General features: G+C 62.9%; 15 protein-coding genes. 4 read left to right on the top strand and 11 right to left on the bottom strand.

The genetic code is table 11. From position 1 onward, the window contains the following. Positions 1 to 75: 75 nt before the first annotated feature. Positions 76 to 882 carry an IclR family transcriptional regulator gene (locus A4A58_RS19970; protein WP_158005711.1) on the top strand — a complete coding sequence of 269 codons (807 nt, stop codon included), beginning with the start codon at positions 76 to 78 and terminating at the stop codon, positions 880 to 882. Positions 883 to 904: 22 nt separating this feature from the next. On the opposite strand, the gene A4A58_RS19965 is transcribed toward A4A58_RS19970, so the two are convergent. Genes A4A58_RS19965 through A4A58_RS19940 form a run of 6 tightly spaced genes read right to left on the bottom strand, consistent with a single transcriptional unit; the run spans position 905 to position 6,916 of the window. Continuing rightward, positions 905 to 2,356, bottom strand: a complete 1,452-nt coding sequence (locus A4A58_RS19965) for an aldehyde dehydrogenase (RefSeq protein WP_068735263.1) — start codon at positions 2,354 to 2,356, stop codon at positions 905 to 907. Between the two features lie 34 nt (positions 2,357 to 2,390). Next, positions 2,391 to 3,113: an ABC transporter ATP-binding protein gene (locus tag A4A58_RS19960; protein WP_068735261.1), complete on the bottom strand. Its 723-nt coding sequence runs from the start codon at positions 3,111 to 3,113 to the stop codon at positions 2,391 to 2,393. Continuing rightward, positions 3,106 to 3,849 (bottom strand): ABC transporter ATP-binding protein, encoded by a 744-nt coding sequence (locus tag A4A58_RS19955; protein WP_081421964.1) that lies wholly within the window; start codon positions 3,847 to 3,849, stop codon positions 3,106 to 3,108. The genes A4A58_RS19960 and A4A58_RS19955 overlap by 8 nt, the downstream gene beginning before the upstream one ends. Then, complete coding sequence (locus A4A58_RS19950; protein ID WP_068735259.1) at positions 3,846 to 4,793, bottom strand: branched-chain amino acid ABC transporter permease; 948 nt, start codon at positions 4,791 to 4,793, stop codon at positions 3,846 to 3,848. The genes A4A58_RS19955 and A4A58_RS19950 overlap by 4 nt, the downstream gene beginning before the upstream one ends. Then, positions 4,790 to 5,659 carry a branched-chain amino acid ABC transporter permease gene (locus A4A58_RS19945; protein WP_068735257.1) on the bottom strand — a complete coding sequence of 290 codons (870 nt, stop codon included), beginning with the start codon at positions 5,657 to 5,659 and terminating at the stop codon, positions 4,790 to 4,792. The genes A4A58_RS19950 and A4A58_RS19945 overlap by 4 nt, the downstream gene beginning before the upstream one ends. Positions 5,660 to 5,689: 30 nt before the next feature. After that, the gene (locus A4A58_RS19940) at positions 5,690 to 6,916 is read right to left on the bottom strand and encodes an amino acid ABC transporter substrate-binding protein (RefSeq protein ID WP_068735255.1); all 1,227 of its coding nucleotides are present in this window, start codon (positions 6,914 to 6,916) and stop codon (positions 5,690 to 5,692) included. A 149-nt stretch (positions 6,917 to 7,065) separates the two neighbouring features. Here A4A58_RS19940 and A4A58_RS19935 point away from each other — a divergent pair, with 149 nt between their 5' ends. Beyond that, entirely contained in the window at positions 7,066 to 7,989 is a 924-nt protein-coding gene (locus A4A58_RS19935; RefSeq protein WP_068735253.1) for a helix-turn-helix transcriptional regulator, read from the top strand. A 429-nt stretch (positions 7,990 to 8,418) separates the two neighbouring features. After that, positions 8,419 to 9,597: a glycosyltransferase family 4 protein gene (locus A4A58_RS19930; RefSeq protein WP_068735251.1), complete on the top strand. Its 1,179-nt coding sequence runs from the start codon at positions 8,419 to 8,421 to the stop codon at positions 9,595 to 9,597. A gap of 31 nt (positions 9,598 to 9,628) precedes the next feature. Here A4A58_RS19930 and A4A58_RS19925 read toward each other — a convergent pair whose 3' ends face one another. The 5 genes from A4A58_RS19925 to A4A58_RS19905 form a co-directional block, all read right to left on the bottom strand. Then, on the bottom strand, positions 9,629 to 10,780 hold the full coding sequence (locus A4A58_RS19925) for a glycosyltransferase family 4 protein (protein ID WP_068735249.1): 1,152 nt from the start codon (positions 10,778 to 10,780) through the stop codon (positions 9,629 to 9,631). Next, entirely contained in the window at positions 10,773 to 11,795 is a 1,023-nt protein-coding gene (locus A4A58_RS19920; protein WP_068735247.1) for a polysaccharide deacetylase family protein, read from the bottom strand. Before A4A58_RS19920 ends, A4A58_RS19925 begins: the two co-directional genes overlap by 8 nt. A gap of 54 nt (positions 11,796 to 11,849) precedes the next feature. Next, positions 11,850 to 13,349, bottom strand: coding sequence for a lipid II flippase MurJ (locus A4A58_RS19915; RefSeq protein WP_068735245.1), 1,500 nt, complete (start codon positions 13,347 to 13,349; stop codon positions 11,850 to 11,852). A 70-nt stretch (positions 13,350 to 13,419) separates the two neighbouring features. After that, complete coding sequence (locus A4A58_RS19910; protein ID WP_068735243.1) at positions 13,420 to 14,574, bottom strand: glycosyltransferase; 1,155 nt, start codon at positions 14,572 to 14,574, stop codon at positions 13,420 to 13,422. Further along, the gene (locus A4A58_RS19905) at positions 14,574 to 16,871 is read right to left on the bottom strand and encodes a GumC family protein (RefSeq protein ID WP_068735241.1); all 2,298 of its coding nucleotides are present in this window, start codon (positions 16,869 to 16,871) and stop codon (positions 14,574 to 14,576) included. Before A4A58_RS19905 ends, A4A58_RS19910 begins: the two co-directional genes overlap by 1 nt. 340 nt (positions 16,872 to 17,211) lie before the next feature. Between A4A58_RS19905 and A4A58_RS29720 the strand changes: the two genes are divergently transcribed. Next, entirely contained in the window at positions 17,212 to 17,385 is a 174-nt protein-coding gene (locus tag A4A58_RS29720; protein ID WP_081421962.1) for a DUF1328 domain-containing protein, read from the top strand. Positions 17,386 to 17,402: the final 17 nt, after the last annotated feature.

The following is a 17,402-nucleotide window of genomic DNA, read 5'->3' as shown; positions in this document are numbered from 1 at the left end:
CAATATTTGTTGGTGCGCAAATGATATCCACATGCTGCCGTTTCCATTGGCAAGCATTACCGAATGGAGGTTCCGTTGGCCATCAAGAGAGCCGCAACTGCGTCGAAACGCGTCGACCAGACGGACCGTCCTGCTGCTGCGGATGGCAGTTCGCGAAAGATACTTCGCGCCTTGCTGGCCTTCTCCACCGATCGCCCGCGGCATTCCGCAGAAAGCCTGTCTGAACAGATCGGGGTGCCACTGTCGTCGACCTATCGGTACATTGGCATCTTGCGCGAAGCCGACCTCATCGACGAAGACGGCCGCGGCTCGTTCGTGCTCGCGCCACGCGTCATCGGCCTGGCTCAGGCGGCCCGAGCCGGCACCGATCTCGCCTCCATTGCTCGCCCCTTCATGAAGCGCGTTTCTCAGGAGGTCGGAGAAACCATCATCCTGCTGCGCCGCTCGGCCGATCGCGCCGTATGTATCGAGCGCGCCGAATCGTCGTCACGCATTCGCCTGACCTTCGAGGTCGGAACGGCCTTGCCGTTGCACCGCGGCGCCGGACCGAAAATGCTGCTCGCGCATATGCCCGAAGCTGAATGCGAGACAATCCTCGACGACGCCGTTCGGCGCGATCCCGGCTTCGCACCACATCGCAGGCTGCTGGTACGCGAACTCGCCATGATCCGCGAGCAGGGATGGTCGGAGTCGCGCGCGGAAATCACACCGCATGTCTATGCCGTCTCCGTTCCCATCCGCGATTCCAATGGCGTGATCGCCGCGATCTCTTTCGTGACACCGGCATTCCGCACGCCGAAAGCCAGTCAGATCAAGCTGCGTGAACATCTGCAGCATGCGGCCACGGATATCAGCAAAGCTTATGCGGCCGTCAGCCTCTAACGGCCGCATGTAACGGACACGATCAGATCGGATAGTGCTGCGGGCCGGTCTCGATGGTGATCCAGCGCAGTTCAGTGAATTCGGCAATGCCGGCCTTGCCGCCGAACCGACCGTAGCCCGACGCCTTCACCCCGCCGAACGGCATCTGCGCCTCGTCATGCACGGTCGCGCCGTTAATGTGACAGATTCCAGACTCGATCCGCTTGGCGATATCCAGCGCGCGGGCGATATCGCGGCCGAACACCGCTGCCGATAGTCCGTATTCGGTATCGTTGGCAACGCGCACGGCTTCGTCCACGCCATCGACGCGCACGACACTCACGATCGGCCCGAATGACTCCTCATTGTAGATCCGCATCGTCGAGGTAACGTGATCAAGCACTGTCGCAGACATCAGCGTGCCCTCGACGCTGCCGCCCGCTACAACGCGGGCGCCCTTACCCACAGCGTCCTTGATCAGCGCCTGCATGCGATCCGCAGCATCCTTGCCAATCAGTGAACCGAGCGGCGTATCGCCCTTGCGCGGATCGCCAGCGACAAGACTGCCGGCCTTGGCGGCGAGCTTGGCCACGAAACCATCAGCGACCCTCTGATCGACCACAAGGCGTTCGGTAGACATGCAGATCTGCCCCTGGTTCATGAATGCTCCAAAGGCCGCGGCCGCCACTGCTGCATCAAGATCCGCATCGTCGAGCACCACCAGCGGCGCCTTGCCGCCGAGTTCGAGCAGCACCGGCTTAAGATATTTGGCGGCGGTCTCTGCGATGATCCGGCCGACGCGGGTCGAACCGGTAAAGTTGATCCGGCGCACGGCGGGATGCGAGATCAGTGCATCGATCAGCGCGGGCGCATCTTCCGGCGCGTTGGTGATCACATTAAGTACGCCCGGCGGTAGACCGGCCTCGCGCAGGCACTCGCCGATCAACCGATGTGTGCCTGGGCAGATTTCCGATGCCTTCAGGATTACCGTATTGCCGCAGGCCAGCGGCAGCGCGACCGCACGTACGCCAAGGATGACCGGCGCATTCCACGGCGCGATGCTGAGCACCACGCCCGCGGGCTGGCGGATCGCCATCGAGATGCAGCCGGGCTTGTCCGACGGGATCACCTCGCCGGAAATCTGCGTCGTCATCGCCGCCGCCTCACGCAGCATGTTGGAGGCGAGATGAACATTGAAGCCGGCCCAGCCGGCAGTGGCGCCGGTTTCAGATGCCATCAGTGCGATGAAGTCGGGCGCCTTGCTGGCGAGAATATCTGCGGCCTTCAGCAGGACGGCGCGGCGCGCACCCGGGCCGGTCGCCGACCACGCAGGGAAGGCAGCGGCGGCTGCATCGGCAGCGCGCTTGGCATCGGCGATCTGCGCGGCAGCGGCGCGCGACGCGATGTCGCCGGTCATCGGGTTGAGGCGATCGAATGTCGCGCCGTCGATGGCCTGCACATCCTGGTTCTCGAGCAGCAGATTGATCTGGTTCATGGCGATATCCTCCGTTGAATGCTTCTTGGAACGCTCAGGCCGCGCCGCTGGCGAGACCGCCGAGATAGGCGCGGCGCACGGCGTCGTCGGATTGAAGGGCTGCCGCGGTGCCGCTGCCGGTGATCTTGCCGTTCTCGATCAGATAGCCGCGATCGGCGATAGCCAGACTCTCGCGGGCATTCTGCTCGACCAGCAGCAGGCCGACGCCGGTCTCACGCACCTTGCGCAAGGCGGCGAACAATTCGCGCACCAGCAGTGGCGACAGGCCGAGCGATGGCTCGTCGAGCAGAAGAATTTCCGGGTTCGACATTAGCGCGCGGCCGATTGCCACCATCTGCTGCTCGCCGCCGCTCATGGTACGCACGGTCTGTGCCAAGCGTTCGCCGAGCCGAGGAAACAGCGTCATCACCTTGGCACGCTGTTCGGCCTCAACGGCCCGTGCGCGTTTCGGATTAGCGCCGAGCAACAGGTTTTCGGCCACAGTCAATTCGCCGAACACGCCGCGGCCTTCCGGCACCAGCGCGAGCCCGGCTTCCACGATCTCATGAGGCGGCAAACGGGACAGATCACGACCGGCGAGTTTGACGATCTTGGCTGGTGACGGCAGCAAACCGGCAATGGCTTTGAGCAACGATGACTTGCCGGCGCCATTGGCGCCGAGAATGACAATGATCTCGCCGCGCTCGACATGGAGCGCCGCATCACTCAGCGCGTGATGCTGGCCATAGGTGACGCTGATGTTGGAGACCTCAAGCATCCGCCGGGACTCCCAGATAGGCTTCGATCACCGCGGGGTCGCTCAGCACAGCAGCTACAGGCCCTTCTGCAATCTTGCGGCCACTGCTCATCACCACGCAACGATCGCAGAGCGAACGGATCGCATCCATCACGTGCTCGACCAGCAGGATCGACAGCCCCTCCTGTTTGAGCGATCGGATCAGCTCGATCCCGATCAGCAACTCGGACGGGTTCAGACCGGCGAGCCATTCGTCGAGCAGCAGCAGGCGCGGCTGCAGCGCCAGCGCGCGTGCCAGTTCGAGTCGCTTGCGGTCGATATAAGTGAGCTCCGATGCGGGCCGTCCACCAAATCCGGCGAGACCGACCCGCGCGAGCAGGCCGGCCGCAGCGGCCGCCATCGCGTCGCGTGCAAGCGGCGCATGATGAAAGGCCAGCCCGGCCTCCACATTCTGCCCGCAGGTCATGCCGTCGAGCACGCGCACCAGTTGGAACGTGCGCGCGAGACCGAGTCGCGCGATGCGATGGGTCGGCCAGCCCGCGATATCGTGGCCGGCGAAGGCAATTACGCCGGCATTCGGCGACAGCACGCCGGATATCAGGTTGAGCGCCGTGGTCTTGCCGGAGCCGTTGGGGCCAAGCAGCCCGACGATCTCGCCAGCATGAACCGTGAGGTCAATGCCGTTGACCGCGATGAGACCGCCAAAGGCACGGGTCAGACCTTCGATGCGGAGCACCGGCATTGCACTGGCGGTCATGCCTGCGCTCCCCGCATCTTCGAGGCCGTGGGTCGCCAGGCTTTCAACTTCTCCCAGAGGCCGACCACACCTGACGGCAGCGCGTAGACGATGAGCAGAAACACCACGCCCATAATGAGCGTCGATGTGCTGGGAAAGCGCGCGGACAGAAAGTCGAACAGCAGCGTCAGCGGAATGGCGCCGAGCGCTGGCCCCCATAACCGATGCGCGCCGCCGAGCAGTGCCATGATTACCACTTCGAAAGAGATGGTGGCGTTGAAGGCGATCGATGGCTCGATATAGGTGAAGCGCGGCGCCATGATCGCGCCGACCAGCGTCATGAAGGTGGCCGTGATAGTGAACAGCGCGACCTTGGCGATGGTGACGTTGATGCCGCAATGCCGCGCCACAGTCTCGTCTTCGCCGATGATGCGCAGTGCGAAGCCGAAGCGCGAGCGGGCGATCAGCCAGCCGGTACCGAACACGATGACGGCGAGCGTGAGCAACTGCCAGTAGATGTCGTTCTGGGTGATATCGACAAAGACATAACGGCCGAGCACACGCGTCATGTTGACCTCGTACCAGACGACGATCTGGCGCACGAGTTCAGCGAGGCCAAAGGTGAAGATGACGAAATGCACGCCGCTCAGCCGCAGCGTCGACAGGCCGACGATGACGGCCATGACCGCGCCGATCGCAGCCGCGATCAGCAGCACCAGCGACCACGGCAATTGCTCGCCCAGAACGGCGACGGTGTATGCGCCGACACCGAAGAAGGCTGTGGTCGCCAGCGACACATAGCGCGTCGGGCCAGAGAACATGCCCCATGCCGTCGCCAGCACCGTGAATTGCAAGAGACTGATCGCGAGCGCGAGGTGATAGGCATCGACAATCATCGGGGCGAATGCGAGCGCAACCACGGCTGCGAGACAGATCGCACCGGTGGTTATTTGGGTACTGCTCATCGCTGCGCCCTCCCGAAAATGCCGGCCGGCTTCACCAGCAGCACGCCGAGGAACAGCGCGAAGTTAACAGCCAGCGTCAGGCCGGGATCAATGAAGGTCGCCACCAGCGCTTCGCTCAATCCCAGCGCCAGCCCGGCGACGAGACAGCCCAGCAAATTGCCGACGCCACCCATCACGACCACGATCAGCGCCTTCATGGTGAACACCACGCCGGAGGTGGCGCTGAAGGTCAGGAACATGCTGATCAGCACGCCGGCGGACGCCACCAGCGCGCCGCCGAGCGCAAAGGCCAGCGCCGATGTCCTGGTGACATCGATGGCAACGAGTTGCGCCGCGATGGGATCAACAGCCACTGCCCGGATGGACGTCCCGATCCGTGTGCGGGTCAGCGTCAGATAGAGCGCAAGGCCGACCACGACCGCGAGGCCGAATGCAATCAGGCGATTCAGCGCCAGCACCTCGCCGACGATCGTCACCGGCACCGCGAGGAACGAGTAGCTGAAATAGGCGCCGCCAAACATGGTCAGCATGATGCCTTGCACGATGAACATCATGCCGAAGGTGGCTAGAATGCTGTCGACCTCAAGGGCGTCGCGGGTGCGCGCGCGGCGCACCAGCGGCGTGAGCAACACGCGATACAAGAGATAGCTGATGCCGAAACTGACCGGAATGACAAACGCCAGTCCTGCGAGCGGATTGAGTGCCCAGCCGGTGAACAGCCAATAGGACGCAAAGGCCGCGCCGATCAGGAACTCGCCATAGGACAGGTTCATGATCCGCGCCACGCCATATTGCAGGGTCAGCCCCATGGCGATCAGCGCATACATGCCGCCCAGCACGAGGCCGGTGAGAACCGCGTTTGTCATTCTGTCAGACCAGATACGGGAGGGACGCGATCACTGCGCCTTCCAGGCCGGCTTCGGGACGACCGGCGCACGCGCGCCCTCGTTACCCGACGGGCCAACGCCATAGAACTCGCCGTCCTGCCACTGCCCGACCCACCAGTATTTGGTCGGCATGTTGTTCTCGAGCTTCACCTTGCCGATCACGGTATCGAACGTGCCGCTCTGCAGGTCGTTGATGACGGCGGCCCGATCGACCTTGCCGACGCGTTCGATCGCCTGCTGCAGCATCTGCAGGCCGGCATAGGTGACCGCACTGGCCCAGCGATCCGGCTCTGCACCGTTTGCTGCCGACGCCTTGTGGCGCGCCAGATAGTCCTTGATGGCCGGGCTGTCGCCGTTCCAGCCGCCGATGCCCATCACGCCTTCCGCGTTGGCGCCGAATTTCTGCTTGAACAGCGGGAATGCAGTGCCGACACCGGTGTAGAAGATCTTCGGATTGAAACCGGAGATGCGTGACTGTTCAGTGATCGCGATCGTGTCCGGCGGATAGCTGAAGGCGATGAACACGTCGGGGTTCAGCGCCTTCACCTCGTTGATGATCGGGCTGAGATCCTGCGTGCCGACCGGATAGGTCTTGTCATAGGCGAGCTTGAACTTGGCGGCTGTAAGAGCTGGCCTGGCGGCACCAGAGAGATCGATGCCGAAGCCGTCGGCGATGCTGGCCATTGCCACGGTATCGCCGATCTTGCCTTCGGTGCGCAGCTTCACCAGCAGCTCGACCAGCGTCTTGGCAGCATCGGCGCTGGTGCCGAGCAGCCAGAAACTGTTGGGCCAGCGCTTCGCCAGTTCTGGCGCACGGTCGGTCACGGCCGTCGATGCAATATGCGGATAGCCGGCCTTGTTGAGGATAGGGCCGACCGCGAGATTCAGGCCAGTACCCCAGGGCGGCAGGATAAAATCGACCTTGTCCTGGGTGATCAACCGCTCCAGCGCCTTGGCGGCTTCTTCTGCGCTCGACCGGTCGTCATACTGGACGACCTCGATTGGGACGCGCTTGTCGCCGAGCTTGAGCCCGCCGCCGGCGTTCACCTCTTTGACCCACAGCTCGTAGTTTGGAATCGTCGTCACCGCGGCGCCGCCGGCGGCGGGGCCGGTGCGCGAGATGGCATAACCGATCTTGACCGACGTCTGGGCCTCCGCTGCACCGTCCCACCCGACGGACGCCGCACCGACCACTGCGAGTAGTCCCGCCGCAAGGCGCTTGACTGCTGACACCATGTTATCCTCCCCGAATTCTTTTCACCGACGCCTTGTGGCGTTCGATGGCCGGAGACTAGTCCAGCGTTTGGGGCTGGGAATTGGACGCATCCGGGGAAAGATTGTATTGATCCGTGTAGGCGAGTTATTTCACGCGACGGATTGTCCCAGTGCTTGAGACCGCACACATCGTTTCTGGTCCCACCGGCTTCGCGGAGAAGCCGCTTCCGGCATTGCATGCGGAAAGATTCGCACCCGGACTGGCGCCGCGCAGCTGGATCATCCGGCAGTCGGTTGCCAGGCGCTCGCATCTGCTGGTGATCGAAACCCGGCGCGGCACCGCCACGATGCGCGGCACCACGGTTGCCATTCAGTCCCCCGGCCTGTTGTGGCTTCCCGGCGATCACGAAGGCACGTTGGAGGTCGAAGCCGGCGCGCAAGGCTATCTGATTTCAGTGTCGGACGATGTCCTCACCCGCACCGTCGCCGGCAGTGCCGAGGCGCTGCATCTGCGGCGAACCATCGACCGGCTGGTCCTGCGCGAAGGCGCGCAACTCGCGACGACTTTTGCGGCCATCACGGAATCCTGCAGCACGCTGGTGCGTGAATTAAATACGCCGGGCCGCGGCAGCGCGACGATGACATCGACGCATGTGTTGTTGCTGTGCCTCCACATCTGGCGATCGGTGATTTCGGAGGAAGCCTCCGACAATGCTGCACAGCGCGGCGACGGCCCCCGCCTCGTCGGCAATTTCCTGCAGATGGTCGAACTGCATTATCGCGACGGCTGGCCTATCGCCCGCTATGCGGCCGCGCTCGGCGTCACCGACGACAAGCTCCATGCGCATTGCAAGCGCGAGAAGGGTTACAGCCCGCGCGCCATCGTGCATCAGCGCCTGATCCACGAAGCCTGCATGCGGTTGCGGCAGCTCGATCTGCCAGTCGAGCAGATCGGTTACGGCCTCGGCTTTCGTGATCCCGGCTATTTCAACCGCTTTTTCCGCAAGTATCAAAACGCATCACCCGGCGCCTATCGGCGTCGCGCGCGGCTCGATCCAAGCCAGCATGGTCCGTCCTATGCGGCCTGGCCGTAACTGTCCCACGCTCGATCAGTGCTGTGTCTCTTTGAAACCTGCGTGATCAATTTGAAACAGCGCGCGTTAAGCATGACTCGATATTGAATCGGGGCCACAACATCCATTTCCGCGCTCTGTTTCAGATGTCGCTTCAAGACGCCGTTCACCATTAGGCCCGAAGCGCTGGTAAAAACTGCCCGACGAGACGTCGTCAACGTAGAATCGCGCCAATTACCGACTCCAGGTGGAGCGGAATACTACTTGGCGCAACGAGGCTGCATTCACTCGACTGTGTCCGAGTGTTTCCGCCGATATGCCTTATCGCGAAGGTCAAATCTTAGACGTTGTGCTGGTGACAAAAGCCTGCGAAAGCAGGATATTGATGAAATTGCGACTTATCAGCGCACCTACGGTATTGGCGTTCACCCGTTTTCATAGTGTCGGCCCATGACCATCGAGATCGTCCAGATCGTCCAGGAGTTGAGTTCAGTCGGCGGCGTTGAGAGCGTGGCCAGCGAACTCGCATGCGCATTCAGTCGCGCCAAAATCGCCAACACAGTTCTCGCCAGCGCCGTCGGTGAAAAGGCAACGCCAGGTACGCGCATCGAGCGCGTCGGTGCCTGGCTTTCGCGCATCAAGACGCGCGGCATCCTGCGCTATCTTGGTCGCGCTTTTGTCGTTCCCACCTTCACATTACTGGCGACGCGCGCCGCCTATCATCATCCCAAGGCCGTCATCATCAGTCACGGTGACAGCCTGATAGGTGACGTGCTGGTCGTGCATGCTGTCAACGCGCAGAGCCTCGCCGAAAAGCGCAACGCCGGCGCCTGGTCTTGGATGCTCAATCCGATGCATCTGTGGGTGGCCGTGCGTGATCGCTGGATGATCGGCGGCCTGCGCTATCGCATGTATGTCGCGGTCTCGCCGCGCGTCGCAACCGAGCTACAGGAGATCTACAAGGTGCCGGCATCGCGCATCCGCGTGATCCCCAATGGCATCGATCTTAACCGCTTTACCCGCGACACCGCCGCCGGCCTCAATATCCGTGAAGAATTCGGCATCCCGGCGAACGCAAAGCTGCTGCTGTTCGCCGGCCATGAATTCCGCCGGAAGGGCCTGGCGCATGCCATCGGCGCACTCGAACGCCTTGGCCCCGATGTCTGGATGCTTGTGGTGGGCTCGGATAATCCCGCGCCCTATCGCAAACTGGCGACAACCTCCGCCGATCGGCTGGTCTTCGCGGGATCCCGCACCGATATGCCGGCCTTCTATGCTGCGGCCGACGCCTTTGTACTGCCGACTGCCTATGAAACTTTCTCGCTGGTCTGCATGGAAGCCATGGCCTGCTCGACGCCGGTTTTCGCAACACCAGCCGGCGGTATCGAGGATTACCTTGTCGACGGCGTGAACGGTTATCAGATCAAGACGGACGGCGCAGACATCGCCGAGAAGATCGCGATGGCCTTCTCCGATCCGGTGACACTGGCCCGGCTGTGCGAAGGCGCGCATGCCACGGCATTGAATTACGGCTGGGACTATGTCGGTTCGCGCTATATCGAGCTTTTGGAGCAGGTGCAGGCGTCGAAGAACGAATTTGCGCCGGGCGCCATGGCGGTCGGTGCCTGATCACAAGCGCCTGCTTCAAGGGAGCGGCCGGTCACCCCACCCGCTTTGCATCGGCGGCCTGCTGGCAGGCCGACACCAGCGCATTCGCCACCACCTCGTAAGTGAAACGCGTCAGCACGTTGTCGCGCGCGGCCACGCCGCGGTCCAGCAACTGCTGCGGGTCGGCAGCAAGCCGATCCAGCAGTGTCGCCAGCGCATCCGGATCGCGCTCGGGAATAGTCCAGCCGCCCTTGCCGACAACATCGGGAATAGCGCCGCCCGTCGAACCGATCACCGGCACGCCGCAAGCCTGCGACTCGACGATCACCCGGCCGAACTGCTCACGCACGGCGCTGGTGGTGCGTGTCAGCAAGATCATTGCATCGAGACCGCTCAGGAACGACGCGACATCGGCCGGTTTGCCCCAGCCCTGGAACGTGACACGATCGGTCAGGCCCAGTTCGTTGACCCGCAGCTTTAGCGCAGGCTCATGCGGGCCTTCGCCCATGATCGCCAATGTCACATGTGCCGTGGCGCGCTTCATGGCATCGAGCGCATCATCGAGACCCTTCTCCTCGACGAGACGCCCGACATAGCCGATGCGTAGTCCCTGCCCGGGCGCAATCGGCGCCTGGCGTTCGCCAGTTTGGTTAAAGGTCGCGAGATCGACGCCGTAGCCAATCGGCGACGCTGGCCCCGCATAACCGCGCGCGCGGACGACTGCTGTCGCCTCCGGACTGCGCGAGAGAATATGATCGGTGTTCCGCAGCACGTCCTTGCGGATGAACTCGAACGGCGGTGGCAAGCGCTTCAGGATGTTCTGATCGACTTCCAGGACCATCGCGGCGCGCCCCTTAAGGATGCGCGCCTGCATCGCGACGACGCTCCACGGCTCTTCCCAGAGATGGATCACATCCGGATCGACCTCACGGATGAGACGCCGCAAGCCCGGATAAAAGTGCAGATACCAGCTCATCGGGCCGGCGCGCGGCAGGCGGATCGGCATCACATGCACGGTCATACCGGGATCATCGGACGGATCTGCAATAATCGTACGGCCGAACTGATACCAGGTAGCCGGGACGACGAGATGCATATCGACGTCATCGCGCCCGACGAGTGGGTAGTATCGCAGACGCCCCGCGTCGCGGCTGACGGCGGAATGTGCAATCGAGAGAACCTTGAGACGACGACTGCTAGACACGCCCCGTCATCCTCGCGGCCACACCCGTCAGGCCAGACAGATGGAGCTCCATGGTCGCGAGACTGCGATCCGAACCGTTGATCGTGCAGCGTGGCAGGTTATAGGCATCCTGGCCGTTGCGCACGAGGCCCTTGCGGGTCGTCGCTGCACTCGCATAACCGGCATCGCGCGCGATCGCGAAATCGCGTGGACCGCAATCGCCTGAGCGTCCATAGGGAAATGCGAAATGCCTGGCGGGGATGCCAAGGCGCTCGACCAACCGGTCGCGACTGCCCTTGAGTTCGAAGCGTGCGCCATCGGGTGACAGCGACGAAATGCGGGCATGTGTCACGGTGTGGCCACCGATCTCCACCAGCGGATCGTCGCGCAACTCTTCGAGCATCTCCCAGGTGATCGCGTGCTTCCAGTGCATCGCGTCGATGTCGACACCATTGAGCTCGCAAAATTTCTTGTAAGAGGCTGACGCCTGCGGACCATCCCAACGGTCTGCAATACAATAGAATGCCGCACGCTTGGCGTCAGATGTCGGCACGTCAATCGCACCATCCTCGAGAATGACCCGGTCGTTGTTGAGCAAGGTATCTTCCAGACCTGCCGCCCACAGCGGAAGCGTACCGTCAGGAATGCCCGTCGTGACGAACAGTGTCACCGGCACGTGGCGGCGGCGAAACAGCGGGACAATTTCCTCATAGGTATCGCGATAGCAATCGTCGACGGAGAAGTTGACGAAGCGATCGTTGGACTTTCCAGCCTTCGAGCGCTGGATCGCTTCTTCCATCGTCACGACATCCCAGCCGCGTTGCTTCAGATGCGACAGGAACTGATCGAGAAAATTCGTATCGAGATAGAAGTCGCGGTTGGGCAGCTTTTCCCAGGTCCTGGCTGAAGCGCCGCGATGAAAGGTCATCAGGCAGCCACGCGTGCCCATGAACATATCGGCAGCCATGCTGATCGGGCGGACCAGCGCTTCGGACGACGCCATGCGTCGGGCGGCGCTGGATAACAGGTGCTTCATCGAAAAGTCCTCAGACGATCAAGGCACTCTCTAATACAAAAATGCATATCAAAATCACAAGCGACCCCGGACGCGCGCAAATGCCGCAATGTAAACGCCCGGCATCAGCATCGCGACAGACAGCGCAAGGCAGACCAGATAGGCAAAGCCACCGGCGAAAAGCCGCTGCCACGGACCCGTCAGAACCTCATGAATTTGCCAGCTGAGGAGTGCCATCAGCGCTGCCGGGAAACACGCGAGAAACATCAGGTAGAGCAGCTTGCGCCGGGACCCCAGGACGATCATGACGCCAGCCAGGAGAACGATACCACGGGCGGCTTCACCCAGTCCAAGCAACAAGGTGCCCCATTCATGCGCCGTGGGCAGGTATGAGGTGAGAAGGTTAACTACGATATTAACCAGATAGGCACTGACGATGATGGCAGCGGCCGCAAAGTTCCGGCCTGCGCCATTGAGAATGCGGATCAGGATCCAGCCAAGCGTCGCGGCCCATAGGCCAAGTGCAATGCCACGCAAGGCCTGACTGGTCAGGAATAGCGCCTGCTCGTTGAAGGCGCCGCGCAGAAAAACCAGCCGCACGATCTCCGGCGCGAACATCGCGAGAAAGACCGACGCCGGCACCGCCAGTGCGAGAATAGGTCGCGCAATCGCTTCGATCTGCGCGCCGACATCCTTCGGCGGGTGGCTGGACAACACCGCCAGCCCGACCGGCTGACTGATCAGCAGCAACGCGCTTTCGGTCAATGTCCGCGCATAATCCAGCGAGGCCACCGCACCGGTCCCGACCCGCGATGCCAGCAGGCGTTCGATCCAGACATTGGCCTGTTCGGCGACCGGTAGCGCGAGCAGCGGTCGCAGCCGACGGAAGAATTCGCGGCCTGACGCCAGCACCGATGACAGCGACAGGCCCTTGAAGCTGAGCACCCCCTCGCGCCACATCGTGTAGAGGCCCCAGGCGCCGAGCGCGTTGAAGGCAATCGAGAACGACCAGGCCAGCGTATGGAAGTTGCCGGACACAGCGACCAGTGCGATGCCCATGAGCACGGCGATGTTCAGGATGCTGGCGCGGATATTCGTCAGGCGCGTCCGACCGAGCGCGATTTCCCCCGCGGCCAGCACATTGATCATCGCCGAAGCCGGCATGCCCAGCGCCATGATTCGAATGAAGTCGAGAGTGAGGCTACGCCCCTCCGCCGAAAAGCCACCGACCAGCGCATCCACGGCCCGCTCGCCGAGCGCCTGCAGCCCTACCATCAGGATCACGGCGATGCCGGTGATCGCCACCGTCATGGCGCCAAGGCGTTGAGGTCCGTTGCCGTCCTTCAATGCATCCCGATGCATCGGGATCATCACGGCGGGAACAGTTTCGTTCTGCAGGAAGGCCAGCGGCAGCATCACCGCCGTGATTGCACCACGAAAGCCGTCGGCGACCAGCGAAGCGCCAAGCACTTGCGCCATCAATATCTCGCGGCCGAAGCCCAGCAGCTTGCTGGTCAGCGCACCGCTGATGAGAATCGCCGTAAACTTGCGCGTCGAATGCCGGGCGCCGCTCATAAGCGCACCGCTGCGGTCCGATCAGGGACCGTCCAGGCTTTCAAACCAAGAATTGAGCAGCGATACGCGGTCACACGGGAGCTCCGGCAGCCGCTCGCCCGATCAGGCCCGAGACCGTCTGCAGCATCTGATCGACGCTGTAATGCGAGCGCGCCCGCGCTTCGGCATATTGCAACTGGCCCGCCAGTTCAGGCGGCCTTAACATGACCTTGGTAATAGCGGCGGCCAGCGCATCGGCATCTCCGGGCGGCACCAGCGTCCCCGCCTTGCCGGCCTCGAGAATATCGGACGCCGCACCGGCATCCGTCGCAATCACAGGCACATCGGCGAGCATGGCTTCGACCAGCGTGCGACCGAAGGGCTCGGGATCGATCGAGGGATGGATCATCGCATCGACGGCGCGCATCAGCCTCGGCACGTCGCCGCGCTGGCCGAGGAAATGCACGCGATCGCCAAGACCGAGATCCGCCACCATCCGGTTGAGCTTCTCGGCATAAGGCTCTTCGCCAAACAGCGCAGCTCCTGCAATAATACAGCTGACGCCCGGCGTCTTTGCGAGAGCCTGCAACACGATATGCTGCCCCTTCCAGGCCGCGAGGCGGCTGAAGACTCCGACGAGCGGTCCTTCGGGCAATTTCAACTCGCGCCTGATCTCGAGCGGCGTGCTTACGTCCGGCGGCACATCAAGGCCGTTGGGCACGATCGCGACCAGCTCCTTGCGGCCGCCTTGGGCAATGAAGGCATCTGCAGCGGCTTGCGAAGGAACGACCACCTTCGCCGTGCAATAATTCGCCAGCGCCACTTGCACGCGGCGCTGTGTAGCTCCGAAATGCTCACTGCTGATGATATCGTGCAGGTGCCAGATCAGCGGACGCCGCGCCAGCGTGGCGGCCACGGCCGATAACACAAAGGCCTTCTGCGAATTCGCATAGATGACGTCATGACGGCGCGCCTCGCGCGTCAATTCGGCAATGATGGCCCCGAGCCGACCAATCAGCGGAAAGGCTTTCAGGATCGAGCTGTCGCGCCTGACATCCGTGAGCCCCTCGCCCCAGCGCGACACGCGCACCTTCAGGCCCTTGGCTGTGAGCGCCTGCTGCAGCGGACCATCCTCGAACAGGAAGGCCGACTCGCCCACCCATGGCTGAACGAGATCGATCAGAACGAGCTCAGCGCCGGAGATCGAGCCCGTATGGCAGACGAACAGAACGCGCGGAGCGGGCATCACGTCGCTCCGGCATAGGCATCATTCGAAACCCGGTCTGTGCCGCGCGGCGTATTGGCATCCGGCATCATGGTGACGGCAATGCCGAAGACGCTGCCGCCAGCGACACGGATCGCGCTGGATGTGGCCACTGCCTGCCCGATCGACGAGCGGCCGGAACGCATACAGAGCAGCACGCCATCGACCTGCCTGGCCAGCACGCCCAGATCGGTCTGGATGCCCGGCGATGGCGCGTCGATCAGGACAACGTCGTAGATCTGGCTCCAGAGCAGGAGATCACCGAGCGGTTTGCGCATCAGCAATTCGGCGGATGCCGAGAACGGCCCGGCAGGAATGACGTCGAGATTAGGAGTCGCGGTGCGGACCACCGCTTCGCGCGCCGTGATGTCTCCGCGCAAGATCCCCTGCAGGCCGAGGTTACTGCGCAATCCGAGCGCGGTCTCGAACTTCGGCGCGCCGAAATCGCATTCGATCACCAGCACGCTGCGGCCAGCCGTTGCGAGATATTGCGCCAGAGTCAGGGTCAGAAACGTTTTGCCCTCGGCCGTCGTCGGCGACGCGACCAGAATCTTGCGGCGTGTCCTGGCGTCGTTCGACGCGAGCAGGCCCGTCGCCAGATCGCGGAGCGCATCCTGATAGTGCCGATCCTGCAGCGCGAGCGGCAGCGCACGCGCCAGCGAGGCGCCGGACTGCGCCGTGAGGATCGCACCGATCGGCGATTCCGATGGATCGCGCTTGACGGTCGGCAATCGTGCCAGAATGGGGGCGCCGGTGACGACGGCCAACTCCGATGACAATGCCGTCGGCGGCGGTCCAGAACGCGGCGCCACGGGTGCAGTCGTCTGGACGGGCGCCGGAGCGACTGGTGCAGCGACTGCGACTGGTGCAGCTTCGGCGGCAGGCGCGGCTGCGCGCACCGGGCGAATAGTTGCAGTCCGCAGCCGGGACAGACCCGCAAGATTGACCCGGTCGCCGAAGAAGGCTGCGACGAATGCGAGCAGCAGGCCGAGCGTGCCGCCAGCGGCCAGGAACGGAATTTTCTTCGGAAAAAACGGCTTGGTCGGCAGTTCGGCAAGGCTGACCAGCCGTGTATTGCCAATCAGCACGCGCCGCTCGGTTTCAAGTTCGCTGGCGCGCTTGTAGAGATCGGCATATTGCTGGCGCTTGATCTCGGTGCTGCGCACCATGCTCTCGATCGAGGCCTCGTCCGATGTCGCCGAGCCTACTTCAGCCTTCACGGCATCCATCTGCTTTCTGAGCGCGTTCACGAGGGAATCATTGGCGTCGAACGCCTTCTGCGCGCTCGCTGCAATGCTCGCCACTTCCGTGGCCATGCGCTCCTTGATCGCGGACTGCTCCTGCTCCAGCGCACGCAGCGACGGGTGCCGTGGCCCGAGTACATTGGCCTGGCTGGCGAGCTGCGCGGTGACGACCGTGAGCTGCTGCTTGAGATCGGCGATCGAGCGGTTCGACAGCACTGAAGGGGAATCGACAGCGCGCGCCTGATTGGCCTTGATCTCCTGCAAGCGGGCGAGCGCATCGGCACGCGCGGTCTCGGCGGTCGACAGCTGCTGGCTGATGCTGCTCAGCCGCTCCGAGCTGATCGGCGCCAGCGATCCGCGCATCAGGCCCTTGTTGCGACGAAATGCCTGGATCTTGGCATCGGCATCGCGCAACTCTGCATCCAGCTGCTTGGCTTCCTTCCAGAGATAGGACGCGGCGACCTCGCGGCTGCTGGCACCCGATGTCCGCTGCTCGTCGAGAAACGCGTTGGTCAACGAATTCGCCATCTTCTGCGCGACTTCGGGGATCGACGAGGTGTAGGAAATATTGATGACGCGCGAACGTCCGACAGCACCGATCGCAAAATTTCCCGACACATAGTCGATCAGCGCCGCCGTATCGGTCCGCATCTTTTCGCAGGTCGAGCTACTGCTCCTGCTCTGACACTCTTCAATGGCGGCTTCTGTGACGCCCGGCTGCTGCATGGCGAGCCGCATCACCCGCGGCGAGCGCGCGATCAAGAGCTGGCTTTCGACGTCGGCGGGGTCACCGATCTTCTGCGCCCAGGCGGCCGAGGCGTTGCTATTGCTGGGCTCTTGTTCGGCGACGATCACCGAACCTGTGGCGAGATAGCGCACGGGCAGCACGACCAGCGCAATGACCGTCAGGATCATCACGCCAAGAAACACAGCGCCGAACAGGCTGCGATTGCGCCAAACCCTGAGCAGCGGGCTCTCGCCCGCAGTGCCATCGGCGGCTTCCGTATTCGTAACGATGGCGCGTTTGGTGAACATGCGCGTCAGACTTTACTACGGGGCGCCGGCACCGCACATCCCTGCGCCGTAACGGTGCTCACCCAGCGCAACCACCCATGACCGACCGCGACACGCATACTGAACCCTTCGTCCCCCGAACCACAAATCCACTGCGGGGAGCAGGCCTACTATCCATTCATTAGGGATGTTTTGGTTAAGGGCGGGTTTAAAATGCTAACCAATACCTTTGCGCTGCCTAATTAGTAGGCTGTTACGCATTCCCCCGGACCGGTGCCGCATTAGCGAGCTGCTTTGGTTGCGAGCCGGAACCAAATCTCGCAGCGGGGCGTTCCGGAACCGCTGCAACCGGAGTTCCCCGATGAGCCTTCTGAAATGGGCGCTGATCTTCTTTCTGATTTCCGTCGCCGCCGGCCTGTTCGGCTTCACCGGCATTTCCGCTGCCACGGCGGATGTCGCACGCGTGCTTTTCTATATCTTCCTGGCGATCTGCATCGTGCTGCTGGTATTGGGGATCACGATCTTTCGGGCCTGACGCGCCAGCCGGCGCGC

The organism is Tardiphaga robiniae (assembly GCF_001618955.1).
Taxonomy (GTDB): Bacteria; Pseudomonadota; Alphaproteobacteria; order Rhizobiales; family Xanthobacteraceae; genus Tardiphaga; species Tardiphaga robiniae_A.
Note: the sequence above shows the minus strand (reverse complement) of the source record. Positions and strands in the feature narration are given on the sequence as shown.

Bases quoted from the DNA above. Each gene is read 5' to 3' on its own strand.
- A4A58_RS19945 (WP_068735257.1), bottom strand. From the start codon at position 5,659: ATGACAAACGCGGTTCTCACCGGCCTCGTGCTGGGCGGCATGTATGCG.
- A4A58_RS19940 (WP_068735255.1), bottom strand. From the start codon at position 6,916: ATGGTGTCAGCAGTCAAGCGCCTTGCGGCGGGACTACTCGCAGTGGTC.
- A4A58_RS19905 (WP_068735241.1), bottom strand. From the start codon at position 16,871: ATGTTCACCAAACGCGCCATCGTTACGAATACGGAAGCCGCCGATGGC.
- A4A58_RS29720 (WP_081421962.1), top strand. From the start codon at position 17,212: ATGAGCCTTCTGAAATGGGCGCTGATCTTCTTTCTGATTTCCGTCGCC.
- A4A58_RS19960 (WP_068735261.1), bottom strand. From the start codon at position 3,113: ATGCTTGAGGTCTCCAACATCAGCGTCACCTATGGCCAGCATCACGCG.
- A4A58_RS19920 (WP_068735247.1), bottom strand. From the start codon at position 11,795: ATGAAGCACCTGTTATCCAGCGCCGCCCGACGCATGGCGTCGTCCGAA.
- A4A58_RS19910 (WP_068735243.1), bottom strand. From the start codon at position 14,574: ATGCCCGCTCCGCGCGTTCTGTTCGTCTGCCATACGGGCTCGATCTCC.
- A4A58_RS19930 (WP_068735251.1), top strand. From the start codon at position 8,419: ATGACCATCGAGATCGTCCAGATCGTCCAGGAGTTGAGTTCAGTCGGC.
- A4A58_RS19955 (WP_081421964.1), bottom strand. From the start codon at position 3,849: ATGACCGCCAGTGCAATGCCGGTGCTCCGCATCGAAGGTCTGACCCGT.
- A4A58_RS19950 (WP_068735259.1), bottom strand. From the start codon at position 4,793: ATGAGCAGTACCCAAATAACCACCGGTGCGATCTGTCTCGCAGCCGTG.
- A4A58_RS19915 (WP_068735245.1), bottom strand. From the start codon at position 13,349: ATGAGCGGCGCCCGGCATTCGACGCGCAAGTTTACGGCGATTCTCATC.
- A4A58_RS19965 (WP_068735263.1), bottom strand. From the start codon at position 2,356: ATGAACCAGATCAATCTGCTGCTCGAGAACCAGGATGTGCAGGCCATC.